The organism is Prosthecomicrobium pneumaticum (assembly GCF_014199915.1).
GTDB lineage: Bacteria > Pseudomonadota > Alphaproteobacteria > Rhizobiales > Kaistiaceae > Prosthecomicrobium > Prosthecomicrobium pneumaticum.
Window position 1 is genome coordinate 42905 of the sequence record NZ_JACHOO010000005.1, and the last position, 16083, is coordinate 58987.

At 71.1% G+C, this 16083-nt stretch carries 15 protein-coding genes; 13 read left to right on the forward strand and 2 right to left on the reverse strand.

The features are described from left to right. The 7 genes from GGQ63_RS12455 (at window position 1) to GGQ63_RS12485 (ending at window position 8503) form a co-directional block, all read left to right on the forward strand. Window positions 1–984 carry a substrate-binding domain-containing protein gene (locus GGQ63_RS12455; RefSeq protein WP_183856303.1) on the forward strand — a complete coding sequence of 328 codons (984 nt, stop codon included), beginning with the start codon at window positions 1–3 and terminating at the stop codon, window positions 982–984. A 100-nt stretch (window positions 985–1084) separates the two neighbouring features. Beyond that, the gene (locus GGQ63_RS12460) at window positions 1085–2983 is read left to right on the forward strand and encodes a sugar ABC transporter ATP-binding protein (RefSeq protein ID WP_183856305.1); all 1899 of its coding nucleotides are present in this window, start codon (window positions 1085–1087) and stop codon (window positions 2981–2983) included. Window positions 2984–3000: 17 nt separating this feature from the next. Next, window positions 3001–3978, forward strand: a complete 978-nt coding sequence (locus tag GGQ63_RS12465; protein ID WP_183856308.1) for an ABC transporter permease — start codon at window positions 3001–3003, stop codon at window positions 3976–3978. After that, window positions 3975–5912: a D-apionate lactonase family protein gene (locus GGQ63_RS12470; RefSeq protein WP_183856310.1), complete on the forward strand. Its 1938-nt coding sequence runs from the start codon at window positions 3975–3977 to the stop codon at window positions 5910–5912. Before GGQ63_RS12465 ends, GGQ63_RS12470 begins: the two co-directional genes overlap by 4 nt. Before the next feature lie 24 nt (window positions 5913–5936). Then, a complete protein-coding gene (gene denD, locus GGQ63_RS12475; protein ID WP_183856312.1) occupies window positions 5937–6923 on the forward strand; it encodes a D-erythronate dehydrogenase in 987 nt (328 codons plus the stop codon). 25 nt (window positions 6924–6948) lie between these two features. Further along, window positions 6949–7710 carry an SDR family NAD(P)-dependent oxidoreductase gene (locus tag GGQ63_RS12480; RefSeq protein ID WP_183856314.1) on the forward strand — a complete coding sequence of 254 codons (762 nt, stop codon included), beginning with the start codon at window positions 6949–6951 and terminating at the stop codon, window positions 7708–7710. A gap of 43 nt (window positions 7711–7753) precedes the next feature. Further along, the gene (locus tag GGQ63_RS12485; protein WP_183856317.1) at window positions 7754–8503 is read left to right on the forward strand and encodes an SDR family oxidoreductase; all 750 of its coding nucleotides are present in this window, start codon (window positions 7754–7756) and stop codon (window positions 8501–8503) included. 49 nt (window positions 8504–8552) lie between these two features. Here the strand turns inward: GGQ63_RS12485 and otnC are convergent, their stop codons facing one another. Together otnC and otnK are read right to left on the reverse strand one after the other, a co-directional pair. Continuing rightward, window positions 8553–9197: a 3-oxo-tetronate 4-phosphate decarboxylase gene (gene otnC / locus GGQ63_RS12490; RefSeq protein ID WP_183856319.1), complete on the reverse strand. Its 645-nt coding sequence runs from the start codon at window positions 9195–9197 to the stop codon at window positions 8553–8555. Then, window positions 9194–10459 (reverse strand): 3-oxo-tetronate kinase, encoded by a 1266-nt coding sequence (otnK, locus tag GGQ63_RS12495; protein ID WP_183856321.1) that lies wholly within the window; start codon window positions 10457–10459, stop codon window positions 9194–9196. Before otnK ends, otnC begins: the two co-directional genes overlap by 4 nt. A 232-nt stretch (window positions 10460–10691) precedes the next feature. Between otnK and ltnD the strand changes: the two genes are divergently transcribed. From ltnD to GGQ63_RS12525, 6 genes are all read left to right on the forward strand, one after another. After that, window positions 10692–11618: an L-threonate dehydrogenase gene (gene ltnD, locus GGQ63_RS12500; RefSeq protein WP_183856323.1), complete on the forward strand. Its 927-nt coding sequence runs from the start codon at window positions 10692–10694 to the stop codon at window positions 11616–11618. Beyond that, on the forward strand, window positions 11618–12397 hold the full coding sequence (otnI, locus tag GGQ63_RS12505) for a 2-oxo-tetronate isomerase (RefSeq protein WP_183856325.1): 780 nt from the start codon (window positions 11618–11620) through the stop codon (window positions 12395–12397). Before ltnD ends, otnI begins: the two co-directional genes overlap by 1 nt. Before the next feature lie 105 nt (window positions 12398–12502). Continuing rightward, a complete protein-coding gene (locus tag GGQ63_RS12510) occupies window positions 12503–13201 on the forward strand; it encodes a GntR family transcriptional regulator (RefSeq protein ID WP_183856327.1) in 699 nt (232 codons plus the stop codon). 88 nt (window positions 13202–13289) lie between these two features. Continuing rightward, complete coding sequence (locus GGQ63_RS12515) at window positions 13290–14744, forward strand: MFS transporter (protein ID WP_183856330.1); 1455 nt, start codon at window positions 13290–13292, stop codon at window positions 14742–14744. Next, window positions 14741–15415 (forward strand): SDR family oxidoreductase, encoded by a 675-nt coding sequence (locus tag GGQ63_RS12520; protein WP_183856332.1) that lies wholly within the window; start codon window positions 14741–14743, stop codon window positions 15413–15415. The genes GGQ63_RS12515 and GGQ63_RS12520 overlap by 4 nt, the downstream gene beginning before the upstream one ends. Before the next feature lie 11 nt (window positions 15416–15426). Beyond that, window positions 15427–15993: a Rossmann-fold NAD(P)-binding domain-containing protein gene (locus tag GGQ63_RS12525; RefSeq protein WP_183856334.1), complete on the forward strand. Its 567-nt coding sequence runs from the start codon at window positions 15427–15429 to the stop codon at window positions 15991–15993. Window positions 15994–16083 lie beyond the last annotated feature (90 nt).

A 16083-nucleotide genomic window follows, 5' to 3' on the forward strand; every position in this document is an offset into this window, starting at 1 on the left:
ATGGAACGCAGGACTTTTCTGAAGCTCTCGGCAACCGCCGCGCTCGCCGCCGGCACGGGCCTCGCCGGCCTTCGCGCCGCCGCCGCGCAGGGCAAGGACATCGTCTATCTGACGCCCGGCCTCGATCTGCCGTTCTGGCGCTATCTGTCGAAGGGTGTCGAGGCGGCCGCGACGGCGAAGGGCTTCGGCTACCAGGCGCTCGATTCCCGCAACAGCCCGGAGACGCAGCTGCGCAACGCGCAGGACTCGATCGCCCGCGGCGTCGCCGGCATCGTCATCTCGCCGACCGATTCGTCGACCGCGCCGAGCGTGCTGCAGCTCGCCGAGCGGGCCGGCATCCCGGTGGTGGTCGCCGACATCGGCACCAATTCGGGCACCTACGCCTCCTTCATCATCTCCGACAACTATCGCGGCGCGCACGACGTCGGTGTCGCCCTCGCCGCGGCGCTGAAGGCGAAGGGCTGGGAAGGCGGCTCGGTCGGCATCGTCGCCATCTCGCAGGCGCGCAAGAACGGCCAGGCCCGGACGAAGGGCTTCCTCGACGGCCTCAAGGAAGGCGGCTTCACCGGCAAGGAAGCCGGCCTGCAGCAGATGCAGAGCTACACCGCCGACGAGACCTTCAAGTTCACGCAGGACATGCTGACCGCCAATCCGGACATGCGCGGCCTGTTCGTGCAGACCGACCAGCCGGCGATCGGCGCGCTGCGCGCCATCAAGGCGGCGCGCCGCGACGGCGAAGTGCTGGTCGCCGCCTTCGACGGCATCCCGGATTTCGTCGATCTCCTGAAGTCGGGCGAGCTCGTCGTGTCGGGCATGCAGCAGCCCTATCTGATGGGCGTGCGCTCCGGCGAGGCGATGCTCGAGGCGATCGACGGCAAGACGCCGGAGAAGGAGATCACCGTGCCGATCCTCGCCGTGACGAGCTCGAACATCGAGCAGGAACTGCCGACGGTGAAGCAGACCGTCTTCGCCAACGAGGTCTGACGAGAGGCGCGGCGCCGTCGCGAGAGGGCGCCGCAACCTCCGTCATGAGACGATGGCGGCGGGCCGGAGGCCCGCCGCCCTTCCCCCGCAGGAGCCCCGAATGGTCGCAGAGAGCCAGGCCGCGCCGGATGCTTCCCCGCTCCTCGTGATGCGGGGGATCACCAAGACCTTCGACCGGACGCGTGCGCTCGGCGGCGCCGATTTCGAGCTGCGCGAAGGCGAGATCCACGGCCTGCTCGGCGCCAATGGTGCGGGCAAGTCGACGCTCTCCAAGGTGATCGCCGGCCATCACGCCTTCGAGGACGGCACGATGCGCTATCGCGGCCACGACATCCGGTTGCGCGGCACGCGCGATGCCCTGCGCATCGGCATCGGCATCGTCATGCAGGAGACGAGCCTCGTCCCCGATCTCTCGGTGCTCGAGAACATCTTCCTGCCCGAACTCGGCCGCTCCGGCCGGCTCGACCGCCGCGCCATGCGCCGCTCGGGCGAGGAGATCCTCGCCTCGCTCGGCCAGGCCGACAGCCTGCCCTTCGACTGGGAGGTGCGCCGCCTCTCCTCGGCGCAGAAGCAGCTCGTCGAGATCGCCAAGGCGCTCGGCGTGCGGGCGAAACTCCTGATCTTCGACGAGCCGACCGCGTCGCTGAGCCCCGGCGAGGTCGAGCGCCTGTTCGACGTGATGAGCCGGCTGCGCGCTTCCGGCCGGGGTCTCGTCTTCGTTTCCCACCGCCTCGAGGAGGTGTTCGCGATCACCGACCGCGTCACCGTGCTGCGCGAGGGCCGCACCGTGATGGCGGCGAAGCCGACCGCCGAGCTCACCCAGGCCGAGCTGATCCGCGCCATGGTCGGCGCCGAGCTCGGCGGCATCTATGATCGCGCCGAGACGAAGCCCGCCGTCGCCGCTCCGGTGGCGCTCGAGGTCGAGCATCTCGCCTCCGCGCCGGCCGTCCGCGACGTCTCGTTCAGCGTCCGCAAGGGCGAGATCCTCGGCCTCGGCGGCCTCGTCGGCGCCGGCCGGTCGGAGACCGTCGAGGCGGTGTTCGGACTGAGGCCGCGGACCGGCGGCACGGTCCGCCTCAACGGCAGGCCGCTCAAGGCGGAGAGCCCCAAGACGGCGATCCGCGCCGGGCTCGGCTTCGTCGCCGAGGACCGCCGGACGCAGAACATCGTGCCCGACCTCTCGGTCAAGGAGAACCTCCTGCTCGCCCATCTCGGGGCGCGGCGCGGCTTCCTCTGCGGCTATGGCGCACGGGAGAAGAAGGTCGAGGAACTCCTCGCCGGCCTCGGCCTGCCGCAGGAGCGTCTGCTCGATTCGTCCATGCTGAACTTCTCCGGCGGCATGCAGCAGAAGATCATCATCGCCCGCTGGCTGCTGCTCGATCCCTCCGTCCTCATCCTCGACGAGCCGACCAAGGGCGTCGACATCGGCACCCGCGCCGGCATCTACCAGATGCTGCGCGACATCGCGGCACGCGGCGTCGCCGTCGTCGTCGTGTCGTCGGATTTCGAGGAACTGCTCGGCCTCTCCGACCGGATCGTGGTGATGAGCGACGGCCGCTCGATCGCCGATCTGCCGAGCGCCATGCTCGACGAGGAGAAGCTGACGCTGCTCGCCGCGCCGCGCACCTCGATGGCGCGCAACACCGAGCTCCTCAACGCGCTCGCGCGCGAACATCGCGGCGCCGGCTTCTGGGCGCTGATCGAGGACGACCGGCTGATCTGCCTCAACGCCGTCGTCGCCGACCCCGCCGCCGATCCCGGCTTCAAGGCCGGCGAGGCGCGGGCGATCGGCGAGACCCGCATTCCGGCCGCGCTCGCGCAGCGCGCCCCGATCTTCGTACCCGAACCGTCGGGCGGCCGCACCACGCTCGTCGTGCCGATCACCAGCCCGCGCGGCCACGATCTCGGCTGGGTCGGCCTGTCGCTCTCCTCCGGCGAGGCGTTGCCGTCGCCGGAAGCGATCCGCGCCCGCATCGACACCATGGCCGCAACGCTTTGACCAAGGATCCCAAGCCCATGGCCTCCGTCCCCCTCGAAAATCGGCCGTCCGGCTTCCGGCTGAAATCGCTCGGCCGGCGGCTCGAGGTCCGCATGCTGCTGCTCGCGCTCGTCATCGCCGTGGCGCTGTCGCTGCTGTCGCCCTATTTCCTCACCCGGGCGAACGTCTTCAACATGCTCGACCAGTCGGTGGTGATCGGCATCGTCGCGGTCGGCATGACCTTCGTCATCCTGACCGGCGGCATCGATCTCTCCGTCGGCTCGGTCGCCGGCCTGACCGGCATCATCCTCGGCCTCGCCGTCCAGCAGATGCCGATCCCGGCGGCGATCGCCGTCGCGGTCGCGGCGGGCGGCGGGATCGGCCTCGTCTCCGGCGTGCTGATCGCCTTCTTCGGCCTCGCGCCCTTCGTCGTGACGCTCGGCGTGATGGCGATCGGCCGCAGCCTCGCCTACATCCTGTCCGGCCAGACGGCGATCTCCAACATCCCGATGGGCATGCAGGACATCGTCTACACGAACGTCTTCGGCGTGCCGTCGAACGTCCTCTTCCTCGTCGTGCTCTACGCCCTCGCCTGGGCGTACCTCACCTATACGAAGGGCGGCCGGACGATCTATGCGGTCGGCTCGAACAAGGAGGCGGCGCGCGCCGCCGGCCTCAACACGCTCTTCTATTCGATCCTGCCCTATGTGCTGTCCGGCGCGCTGTCGGCGGTGGCGATCACCTTCTCGATCAGCCAGCTGCTCTCCGCCGACCCCTTGATGGGCAATGCGATGGAGCTCGACGCGATCGCCGCCGTGGTGATCGGCGGGGCGAGCCTCTATGGCGGCCGCGGCTCGATGATCGGCACGCTGATCGGCGTCTTCATCATGGTGATGATCCGCAACGGCCTCAACCTGATGGGCGTCTCGCCCTTCTGGCAGGGCTCGGCGATCGGCACGATCATCATCCTCGCCCTTCTCGTCGAACGCCTCCTGTCCGCGAGGGCCGCCCGATGAACGCCGGACCCTCCCTCTCCGCCCGCCTGTTCGGCACCGAGGAGCCGGTCACCCCGCCGCGCCTCCTCGCTGCGGGTCCGCTGACCGCCGAACTCGACACCGGCAATCTGCGCCACATCCGCTATCGCGGGGTGGAGCTGATCCGCGCCGTCTCCTTCATCGTGCGCGACCGCAACTGGGGCACCTACAATCCGGAAATCCGCGATCTCGCGGTCGAGGAGCGGGCCGACGGCTTCACGGTCACCTATTCGGCGCTCGCCCGCGATGCCGGCCAGTCCTTCCGCTATGCCGCGCGCATCGAAGGCTCGGCCGACGGGTCGCTCGCCTTCTCCGCCGAAGGCATCGCCGAGACCGACTTCCTGACCAACCGCACCGGCTTTGTCGTGCTCCATCCGATCGTCGGCGTTTCGGGCCGCCCGGTCACGGTGGAGCATGTCGACGGTACCATCGAACCCTCGCGCTTTCCCGAGATCATCGATCCCGTCCAGCCGATGATGAATCTTCGGGCGCTCACCCACGAGGCGGCGCCCGGCCTCTCCGTCACCTGCCGGATGGAGGGCGACACCTACGAGATGGAGGACCAGCGCAACTGGACCGACGCCTCCTACAAGACCTATGTCCGGCCGCTCGCCCTGCCCTGGCCCTACACGCTCGCCGAAGGCAGCCGGATCGAACAGGCGGTGCGGGTGACGGTGTCGGGCGCGCTCGCCGCGGGCGTCACCGCGGACGGGCCGACGGCCGTCACGCTCGCGCCGACGGGCCGCACCGTGCCCCCGCTCGGCCTCGGTCTCGATCCGGACGAGATTGCCGATACGCTCGCCGCGGCCGATGTGCTGCGGCGCGTCGGCGCCCGCGTCCTGATCGGCCTCCACGATCCCGCCCGCGGCCATGACGGGGCGACCCTCGAGGGCATCGTCGCGGCGGCGCGGGCGATCGGCGCCGAGCCGTGGCTCGAGGCGGTGATCCAGTCGGTCGACGGCTACGCGGAGGAGATTGCCGCGCTCGGTCGGACGGTCGCCGCACTCGGCGCGCCGTTTCCGACCGTGCTCGTCTCGCCCGCCCCCGACCTCAAATGCACGCTCCCCGGCAGCGTCTGGCCGCCGGCGCCGCCGCCCCGCGCCTTCTTCGCGGCGGCGCGGGCCGCCTTTCCCGGTGCCCGGCTCGGCGGCGGCATGTTCAGCCTTTTCACCGAGATGAACCGCAAGCGGCCGCCGGTCGATCTGATCGACCTCGTGAGCTTCACCACCACCGCGACGCTGCACGCCGGCGACGACCACTCGATCACAGAAGGGCTCGAAGCCCTGCCGGCGATCGCGCTGTCGGCGGCGGCGATCGCCGGGGACACGCCCTATGCCGTCGGCCCGAGCGCCATCGGCATGCGGATGAACCCCTATGGCGAGGCGCCGCTCGCCAATCCCGGCAATATCCGCCAGGCGATGAACTTCAACGACCCGCGCCATCGCGGCCTGCTCGGTGCCGCCTGGGTGCTCGGCTTCTTCGCCCGCTTCGCGACCGGCGGAGCGGAGACGATCACGCTCGGCGGCACGACCGGCGCCTTCGGTCTCGTCTCCCGGCCGCATCCCTGGCCGCAGCCCTATTTCGACGAAGCGGGCGGCGTCTATCCGATGTTCCACGTGCTCGCCGGGCTTGCCCGGCTCGCCGGCCGGCCGCTCCTCGCCGTCGAGGCGGGCCGCGCGATCGAAGGGCTCGCGGCGGAGGGCGCGGACGGTACCGAACTCTGGCTTGCCAACCGCACCGGCACGGTGCAGACCGTGACGCTGCCGGGGGTTGCGCGCGATCTCTTCCTGCTCGACGCCGACCGCTTCGTCGCCGCCGCGCAGGACGCCGACGCCCTCGACCGCTCGACGCAGCCTTACGGCCGCGCCGAGATCACCCTTTCGCCCTACGCCGTCGCCCGCCTGCGGCTCGCCTGATCGGTCAGACACGGACATCTCGTCATGCACATTCTCATCATCGGCGCCGCCGGCATGGTCGGCCGCAAGCTCACCGACCGGCTCACCGCGGACGGCCGCCTCGGCGATCGCGAGATCGAACGGCTGACCCTCGTCGACGTCGTCGCGCCGCAGGCGCCGGCCGGCTTCGCGGGCGCGGTCGAGACGCTCACCGTCGACCTTTCCGTGCCCGAGGCGGCGCCGGCGCTGGTCGCGAGGCGGCCGGACGTGATCTTCCACCTCGCCGCGATCGTGTCCGGCGAGGCCGAAGCCGATTTCGACAAAGGCTACCGGATCAATCTCGACGGCACGCGCTATCTCTTCGAGGCGATCCGGCAGGAGGGGCTGAAGGGCCCCTACAAGCCGCGTGTCGTCTTCACCTCGTCGATCGCCGTGTTCGGCGCGCCTTTCCCCGAGAAGATCGGCGACGAGTTCTTCACCACGCCGCTGACGAGCTACGGCACCCAGAAGGCGATCGGCGAACTCCTCCTCGCCGACTATTCGCGCCGTGGCTTCTTCGATGGCATCGGCATTCGCCTGCCGACGATCTGCATCCGCCCCGGCAAGCCGAACAAGGCGGCCTCGGGCTTCTTCTCCAACATCCTGCGCGAGCCGCTCGCCGGCCAGGAGGCCGTGCTGCCGGTATCGACCGACGTGCGGCACTGGTTTGCGAGCCCGCGCGCCGCGGTCGGCTTCCTCGTCCATGCCGGCACGCTCGACCTGTCGCGCATGGGCTGGCGGCGCAACATCAGCCTGCCCGGCCTCTCCGCCACCGTCGGCGAGGAGATCGAGGCGCTGCGCCGGGTCGCCGGCGAGGCGGCGGTGAAGCGCATCCGGCACGAGCCGGACGAGACGATCATCAAGATCGTCGACGGCTGGGCGCGCGACTTCGACGCGAGCCGCGCGGAATCGCTCGGCTTCGTCGCGGAGACGTCGTTCGACGACATCATCCGCGCCCATGTCGAGGACGAGCTCGGCGGCACGATCGGCTGATCCGGGCGGCGCGGCGGAGGCAGGGATGGCCGATCATCCGTTCTCGCTCGACGGGCGGGTCGCCGTCGTGACCGGCGGGGCGAGCGGCATCGGCCTCGCGAGCGCGACCGCGCTCGCCCGCGCCGGCGCGCGTGTCGCCGTGCTCGACCGTGGCGAAACAGCGGCCGAGACGCTCGCGGCGATCGGCGGCGAGGCGTTCGCCGTCCGCGCCGACGTCGCCGACGAGGCGGCGCTCGAAGCCGCCTTCGCCGCGGTGATGGAGCGCGCCGGCCGGCTCGACGTGCTCGTCAACAGCGCCGGCATCGCGATCCGCCGGTCGGCGGTCGAACTGTCGCTCGCCGACTGGGAAAAGGTGGTCGCGGTCAACATGACGGGCAGCTTCCTCGCCGCCCGCATCGCCGCGCGCCACATGATCGCCACCGGCTCCGGCGGGGCGATCGTCAACGTCTCCTCGATCATGGGCTTTTCGGGCGGCGGCCTCTATCCGAACATTTCCTACCAGACGACCAAGGGCGCGATCGTCAACATGACCCGGGCGCTCGCGGTGGAATGGGCGGAGGCCGGCATCCGGGTCAATGCGGTCGCCCCGACCTATGTCGAGACCCCCTTCATCGCGCCGCTCGTCGCCGATCCGGCGCTCGTCGCGCGGATCCACGCGATGACGCCGCTCCGCCGGCTCGCCAGACCCGAGGAGGTCGCCGCGGCGATCCTCTTCCTCGCCGGGCCGGGCGCATCGATGATCACGGGCCATACGCTGCCGGTCGACGGCGGCTTCCTGGCGCAATGAGAGCCGCCGCCGAAGCGCGGCGAACAGAACGGGGAGGACGCCGATGGCGGACCATGGAAAGATCGCGCTCGTCACGGGCGCCGGAACGGGCATTGGCCGGGCGGTCGCGCTCGCCCTCTCGGCCGCGGGCTACCGCCTCGCGGTGACCGGCCGGCGCGCCGAGCCGCTCGAAGAGGTGGCGAACGAAGCGGCCGGCGAGGTGCTCGTCCACACGGCCGACCTGCGCGATCCGGACTCGGTGCGCGCCCTCTTCGACGCGGTGACGGCCCGCTTCGGCCGGCTCGACGTGCTCTTCAACAATGCCGGCGCCAACGCCCCCAACGTCAACATCGAGGACCTGCCCTTCGAGCAATGGAAGGCGGTCATCGATACCAATGTCACCGGCGTCTTCCTGTGCACGAAGGAAGCCTTCCGGATCATGAAGGACCAGGATCCGCGCGGCGGCCGGATCATCAACAACGGCTCGATCTCGGCCTCGATGCCGCGGCCGAACTCGGCGCCCTACACCGCCTCGAAGCACGCCGTGCTGGGGCTGACCCGGTCGACGGCGCTCGACGGGCGCAAATACGACATCGCCTGCGGCCAGATCGACATCGGCAACACCGAGACACCGATGGCGGCGAAGATGAAGCACGGCGTGCTGCAGGCCGATCTTTCGGTGAAGGTCGAGCCGACCTTCGACGTCGCCCATGTCGCGGACGCGGTGGTCCACATGGCCAATCTGCCGCTCGACACCAACATTCTGCAGATGACGATCATGGCGACCAAGATGCCGCTCGTCGGCCGCGGCTGATCGATCCATCCGAGGCGGCGCCCCCGGCGCCGCTTCGAACCCTTGCGCCTCAGCGCTTCGTCTTGAGCGCTTCGACCTGCGCAGGGGTGAGCGGCCGGATCGCCCGGCCGTCGAGGAGGAGATGGAGCTTCGCCGTCTCCTCCAGTTCCTCCGTCGCATACTGCGCCTCGGCGAGGGTCGCGCCCGACACGACCGGCCCGTGATTGGCGAGCAGCACCGCGCCGTGGTGCTTCGCCTTCTCGCCGACCGCGCGGGCGAGGCTCTCGTCGCCCGGCGGATAATAGGGGATGAGCGGCAGCGTGCCGACCCGCATCACGTAATAGGCGGTGAGCGGCGGCAGGACATCGTCCGGATCGACATCGGCGAGGATGCTGACCGCCACCGAATAGGTCGAGTGGAGGTGGACGACGGCGCCGGCGCCCGGCCGCTCGCAATACATGCAGCGGTGCAGGAACGCCTCCTTGGTCGGCTTGTCGCCGTCGACATGGACGCCCTCCGCCGTGAAGCGCGACAGCCGTGCCGCATCGAGATCGCCGAGCGAGGCGTTGGTCGGCGTCATCAGGAGTTCGCCGTTCGACAGCCGGGCGCTGATATTGCCGGTCGAGCCGAAGGTCAGCGCCCGGTCGAAGATCGAGGCGCCGACCCGGACGATCGCGTCGCGCAGCCGGGTCTCCTCGGAGATCGTCGCCGTCATACGAGGAGCCCCCACGCCTTGAGGAAGAAATCGTCGGTGCCGAAATTGCCCGATTTGAGGGCGAGCGCCACCGGCCGGTCGTCGCCGAGGCTCAGCGTCCACGGCACGCCGGGATCGATCTCCGGGCCGATCGCGAGCGCCGGCACGCCGAGCGCCTGGACGACCGCGCCCGAGGTCTCGCCACCGGCGACGAGGAAACGGGTGTAGCCCTTCTCCCGGAGCCGGGTCGCGACCTCGGCGAAGAGGTGCTCGACGAGCGCGCCGGCGCGCTCGACGCCGAGCGCGGCCTGCGCCTTCGCGACCGCCTCCGGCGTATCGCTCGCATAGGCGAGCGCCGGCCCATCGCCCGCCGCCGCGATGAAGGCGAGCACGGTCTCGGCCGTCTCGCGGCCCTCGGCGATGGCGAGCGGCTCGATCTTCAGGGCCGGCAGGCCGGCGGCGATCGCCGCCGCCACCTGGCGCCGTGTCGCGGCCGAGCAGGACCCGGCGAGGATCACCGGGCGGCCGGCCGGTGCCTCGAGCTTCGCGGGGCCGGTTCGGCCCTCGATCAGGCCGGCGCGGCGGAAGTTCTCCGGCAGGCCGATCGCGATGCCCGACCCGCCGGTGACGAGCGCCATCTCCGCGGCTGCGGCACCGATCGCCCGCAGATCGTCGTCCTCGATGGCGTCGACGATCATCAGGCGCGGACCTTCCGCGACGGCGGCCGCGAAGGCGGCGCGGATCCCCTCGGCGCCCTTCGCCACCACCTCGCGCGGCACGAGACCAACGGGCAGCCGCGTCTGCGCCTGCAGCACGCGCACCAGATTGGCGTCGCGCATCGGCGTCAGCGGGTGGTCCTTCATCGGGCTGTCGGAGAGCAGCTGGTCGCCGACGAAGAGATGGCCGCGATAGACGGTGCGCTTGTTGGCCGGGAAGGCGGGACAGGCGATCGACAGCGGCACGCCGAGGAAATCCATCAGCGCCTCGGCGACCGGACCGATATTGCCCTTCTCGGTCGAATCGAAGGTCGAGCAATATTTGAAGATCAGCTGGCGGGCACCGGCCTCGCGCAGCGCCCGCGCCGCCTCGAGCGACAGCGCGACCGCCTCGGCGGCCGGAATGGTGCGCGATTTGAGGGCGACCACCACCGCCTCGGCGTCGCCGAGATCGAAGCCGGGCGGCGGCGTGCCGACCACCTGCACGGTCTTCATGCCTTCGCGCGCGAGCATCAAGGCGAGGTCGGTGGCGCCGGTCAGATCGTCGGCGATCGCGCCCAAGAGCATTCTGTCCTCCTTCGCGGAAGGGAGCCGGACCCGCGGCCCACCCGCCGGAATTTCCGCGGTCTCGCACGGCTCGCATGGCGTTCGGCCCGCCGCAGCGGCGCCGGACGCCTGCGCGGGTTCGCGGTCGCCTCGCAATCCGGGTATGACAGCGCTAACACATTGCCGTTGCGGAGCGCCAGAGGGCATGCGAGAAAAGCATGACAGCGCTGTCATTCACAAAGGATCGTCCGTCATGGCCTCCCCACTCGATGTCGCGGTGATCGGATTGGGCTCGATGGGCCTCGGCATGGCGCTGTCGCTCGTCCGCGCCGGCCACCGCGTCGCCGGCTGCGACATCGCCGAACCGGGTCGCGCCGCGCTCGCCGCCGCCGGCGGCCACGCCGCCGCGACGCCCGCCGAGGCCGCGCGCGGGGCGAGCGCCGCGCTCGTCGTCGTCGTCAATGCCGCGCAGACCGAGGCGGTGCTGTTCGGCCCCGAAGGGGCGGCCGCGACGCTCGCGCCCGGCGCGCTGATCGTCTCCTCGGCGACCATGGCGCCTGCCGATGCCCGCCGCTTCGCCGCGCGGGCGGAGGAGGCGGGCTTCCACTATCTCGACGCGCCGATCAGCGGCGGCGCCGCGAAGGCGGAAGCCGGCGCCCTCACCGTGATGGCCTCGGGCAGTCCCGCGGCCTTCGAGGCGGCCCGGCCGCTCCTCTCCGCGATCGCCGCCACCGTCCACGAGCTCGGCGGCGAGGCCGGCATCGGCGCCTCGTTCAAGATCGTCAACCAGCTGCTCGCCGGCGTCCACATCGCCGCCGCCTGCGAGGCGATGGTGTTCGCGAAGAGCCTCGGCCTCGATCTCGACCGGGTGTTCGAGGTGATCTCGCAATCCGCCGGCACGAGCTGGATGTTCGAGAACCGCGTGCCGCACATCCTCGAAGGCGACTACCGGCCGAAGAGCGCGGTCTCGATCTTCACCAAGGATCTCGGCATCGTCTCCGATATCGGCCGCAGCGGCAGCTTCCCGCTGCCGATCGCCGCCTCGGCGCTGCAGCTCTTCGTCGCCACCGCCGCCGCCGGCATGGCGCGCGACGACGACGCCTCGGTCGCCCGGCTCTATGCTCGCATTGCCGGGCTCGACCTGCCCGGCGAAACGCCCCCCGGAACGGAGACCCGCTGATGCCGCGCTTCGCCGCGAACCTCTCGATGATGTTCAACGAGCACGCCTTCCTCGACCGCTTCGCGGCGGCCGCGGCGGCGGGCTTCCCGGCCGTCGAATTCCTCTTCCCCTATGATTTCCCGGCCGAGACGGTCGCCGAGCGGGCCGCCGCCGCCGGCATCGAGATCGCGCTCTTCAACCTGCCGCCGGGCGACTGGGCGAAGGGGGAACGCGGTCTCGCCGCGCTCGAGGGGCGGAGCGAGGAGTTTCGCGCCGGCGTCGCCACGGCACTGCGCTATGCCGAGGCGCTCGGCGTGCCGCGGCTGCACATGATGGCGGGCAATGCCGACCGGCGCGACGCCGCCGCCGCGACGCGCTATCGCGATGCGCTCGCCCATGCCGCGGACGCCGCCGGAGCGGCCGGGCGCGACCTCGTCATCGAGCCGATCAATCCGCGCGACATGCCGGGCTATTTCCTCAACGATTTCGATTATGCGGCAGAGCTGATCGGCGAACTCGGCCGCCCCAATCTCAAGCTGCAGTTCGACGTCTACCACCGCCAGGTGATGCGCGGCGATGTGCTGAAGGGGCTCGAGGCGATGATGCCGATCATCGGCCACGTCCAGATCGCCTCGGTGCCGAAGCGGAACGAGCCGGGCACCGGCGAACTCGACGATTTTCGCATCTTCGGGACGCTCGATGCGCTCGGCTATGCCGGCCATGTCGGCTGCGAATACCGGCCGGCCGGCGAGACCGTCGCCGGGCTCGGCTGGCTCGCCCGCGCCGGGCGGCGCGACTGACCGACGGACGGGCCGGTCTCGCAGCCGGCCCGACCACCGCGTCTCGCGTTGCATTGACGTGCGGTATGTCACTGGTGTACCGATCGGGCGGAGGTGCGCTTCGCCATGACGCTCGTACGATCGATGGACGGCCCGACGGTCGCGGGCCTCGACGCCGCGCCGCCCGAGGCGAGCCTCGCCGAGTTCGCCTATAACCGCCTCGTCGAGATGATGCTCGGCGGCGTGCTCGCCGCCGGCGAGGTGCTGCAGGAACGCAAGCTCAGCGAAGCGCTCTCGGTGTCGCGCACTCCTGTGCGCGAGGCGCTGACCCGGCTCGAAGCGGAATCGCTCGTCGCCCGCCGGCACGGCCGCGTACTCGTCGTCAGCGACATGAGCATCGAGACCTGCGTCAACACGCTCGACATGCGCCGCACGCTCGAGATGGAAGCGGCGGCGCGGGCGACCGGCCGGATCAGCCGCGGCGAGGCGGCCCGGATCGCCGCCGCGATCGACGCGCTGCTCGAGACGGCCGAGATCACGCCGACCCATCACTGGGCGGTCGACGAGATGGTGCACGGCAGCATCGCCGAGGCGGCCGGCAATCCGATGGCGACCGCGGCGATCCGGGATCTGCGCCGGCGCACCCACATCTTCAACACCGCCCGTATCCCGCACCGCCTGCTGCCCGGCGCGTCGGAACATCTCGAACTGCTCGACGCCGTCTCGGGCGAGGATGCCGAGCGCTCGCGCCGGCTGATGGGCCGCCACATCGACAATGTGAAGAGCGCGATCATCGACTATATTCTCGGCGCGCGCCGCCCGTGACGCCGTCGTCGATCCTTCGAGCGGCCGCGCTCCGGCGCGCCTGTGGGAGGCGGCCGCTCGTCCGGCCGGGCGGCGGAGACATGCGATCGTGACGGCCGGTCCTTTTTCGGAACCCGCGGGGGATGTCGTCCGGCGCGAGCGGCTGGTGCTGCTCGCCGCCCTGATGACGCTCTTCCTCGCCGCGCTCGAACAGACCATCGTCGCGCCGGCCATGGCCGATATCGGCGCCGATCTCGGCGATGCGCACCTGCTCCCCTGGGTGGCGACCGGCTATCTCCTCGCCGTCACGGCGGTGTCGCCGATCCTCGGCGCGCTCGCCGACATCGTCGGCCGCCGGCCGACCCTCTTCCTCAGCCTCGGTCTGTTCCTCGCCGGCTCGGTGCTCGCCGCGCTCTCCTTCGACATGATGATGCTGATCGGCGCCCGGATCGTCCAGGGCGCCGGCGCCGGCGGCCTGATCAGCCTTCCCTTCGTCGTCATCGCCGACAAGGTGCCGGTGACCCGCCGGGCCGCCTACAGCGCCTATGTCTCGACCATGTTCGCGATCGCCACCCTGCTCGGCCCCCCGGGGGGCGGCGTGCTCGCGCAGTATTTCCACTGGAGCGCGGTGTTCTGGATCAACCTGCCGCTCGGCGGCGCCGCCTTCGTCGCGCTCGCCCTCCATCTCGAGGAAGACCCGACGACCCGGCGGGCGCGGAAGATCGACTTCACGGGCGCGCTTCTTCTCGTCGTCGCGGCCGGCGCGAGCGTGCTCGCGCTCGACGTCCATGCCGGCCTGATCGCCTTTCCGGTGTCCGGAACGGGGCTCACCGTCCTCGCCCTTCTCGCCTGGCTCGGCTTCGCGCTCCGCATGGCGACGGCGCGCGCGCCGCTCGTGCCGCTGCAGGTGATGACGGACCGCACCATCCTGCTCTCCTCGATCGGCCTGATGGCCTGCCAGGGCTCCAACATCGGCCTGTCGCTCTATTTGCCGCTCTATTTCCAGTCGCGCCTCGGCCTTTCGGCGAGCGAGGCGGGCTTCGCCACGCTCGGCATGCTCGGCGGCATCACGATCGGCGCCTATCTGCCGGCCCGCATGCTCGCCCGCAGCCGCCGCTATCGCACCCTCACCGTGATCGCCTCCTTCGCCACCCTCCTCGCGAGCCTCCTGCTCGCGCTCGTCTTCGCGCTCGTGCCGACGCTCGGCGCGGTGATCGTCGCGACGGCGGCGATGGGCTTCGGCATCGGCGTGCTCTATCCGGTGTTCCAGGTCGCGACGCAGAACGCCGCCGGACGCGACAAGGTCGGCGCCGCGGTCGGCCTCCTGAGCTTCATGCGCGCCGCCGGCGGCAGCATCGGCGTCGCCACCACCGGCACGATCGCGGTGGCGATCGGGCTCACCGGCGAGGCGGCGGGCCTTGCCGGGCCGCAGGCGAGCGCCTGGCCGCTCGCCCTCGTGCCGGCGGCGATGATGCTCGCCTGCTTCATCGCCATGCTCGCCCTGCCCGACCGCGAACTGGGCGACCGCCCGCCCGCGAGCGCCGGACCCGAAGGAGCCGTATGAGCACCATCCTGATCGCCGGCGCGAGCCGTGGCATCGGCCGCGAATTCGTCCGCCAGTTCGTTGCCGCCGGCTGGACCGTGCACGCCACGGCCCGCGACGGCACCGGAGCGGCGGTCCTCGCCGCCGAGGGCGCCCTGCCGCACCGGCTCGACATCACGGACGACGCCTCGATCGCCGCGCTGGCGCAGGAACTCGCCGGCCGGCCGCTCGACGCGGTGATCGCCAATGCCGGCATCAGCGGCGATCTCTCTCTGCCCCTCGGGGCGGTGAGCGGCGCGGAACTCGCACGGGTGTTCGACACCAATCTCTTCGGCGTGCTCCGCCTCGTCGCCGCGCTGAAGCCGAACCTCCGCGCCGGCGAGCGCAAGCTCGCGCTCGCCATGTCGAGCCTGATGAGCTCGATCTCGTCGAACGACTGGAGCACGCAATACGCCTATCGCGCCTCGAAGACGGCGCTCAACGCGGCCTGGCGATCGCTCGCCACCGAATGGCGGCCGGAGGGCATCGCCTGCGTGCTGCTGCGGCCCGGCTTCGTCAAGACCGACATGACCGGCCATCAGGGCATGGAGGTGGCGGACAGCGTCGCGGGCATGCGCGCCGTGGTCGAGGGGCTCGACCTCTCCGACAGCGGCCGCGTGATCGGCTATGACGGGCTCGACGTGCCATGGTGAGGACGGATGCGATGCGGGTGACGATCATCGGCACCGAGAGCGCCCTCGGCGCGGCGCTCGCCGCCGAATACGCCGCGGCCGGCCATGACGTTCGATCCGTCGCCTGGAGTGACGATGCGACGCCGGAGGCGGTGGCGGCGGCGCTCGGCAACGTGCCGATCGACCGGCTGGTCTTCTGCGACGCGATCGATCCGCCCGACCGGACGGCGGAGGCCGTCGGCCGGGCAGAGCTCGGCGCCGCGCTCGCCCGGTTGACCGCCCTGCCCTTCCGTCTCGCGGCGCTCCTGCGCGGCCAGCTCGCGGCAGGGACAGAACCGCGGCTCGTTCTCGTCAGCCGGCGCTCGGCGACCATGGAGACCGAGGACGGCAGCGGCCGTTATCTGGAGCGGCCCTTCCGTGCCGCGGCGCACGCGCTCTGGCGCTGTCTGTCCGTCGAATGGGGGCCGGCCGGCATCGCCTGCCGGATCGTCGCGCTCGACGACCCGGACGATCGGGCGGCGGTCGCCGCGCTTCCGACGGTGATCGAGGCGGCGTCGGTCGACCTCGTCGACGGAACGGGCGCGCCGCTCGGCTGGTGAACGGGGAGAGCGGCGGCGATCCGCCGTTGCGATACGGCGCCTCTTATGTATACCATCGATATTCCAGTGGCGCGCCAAGTCGCGCAGTCT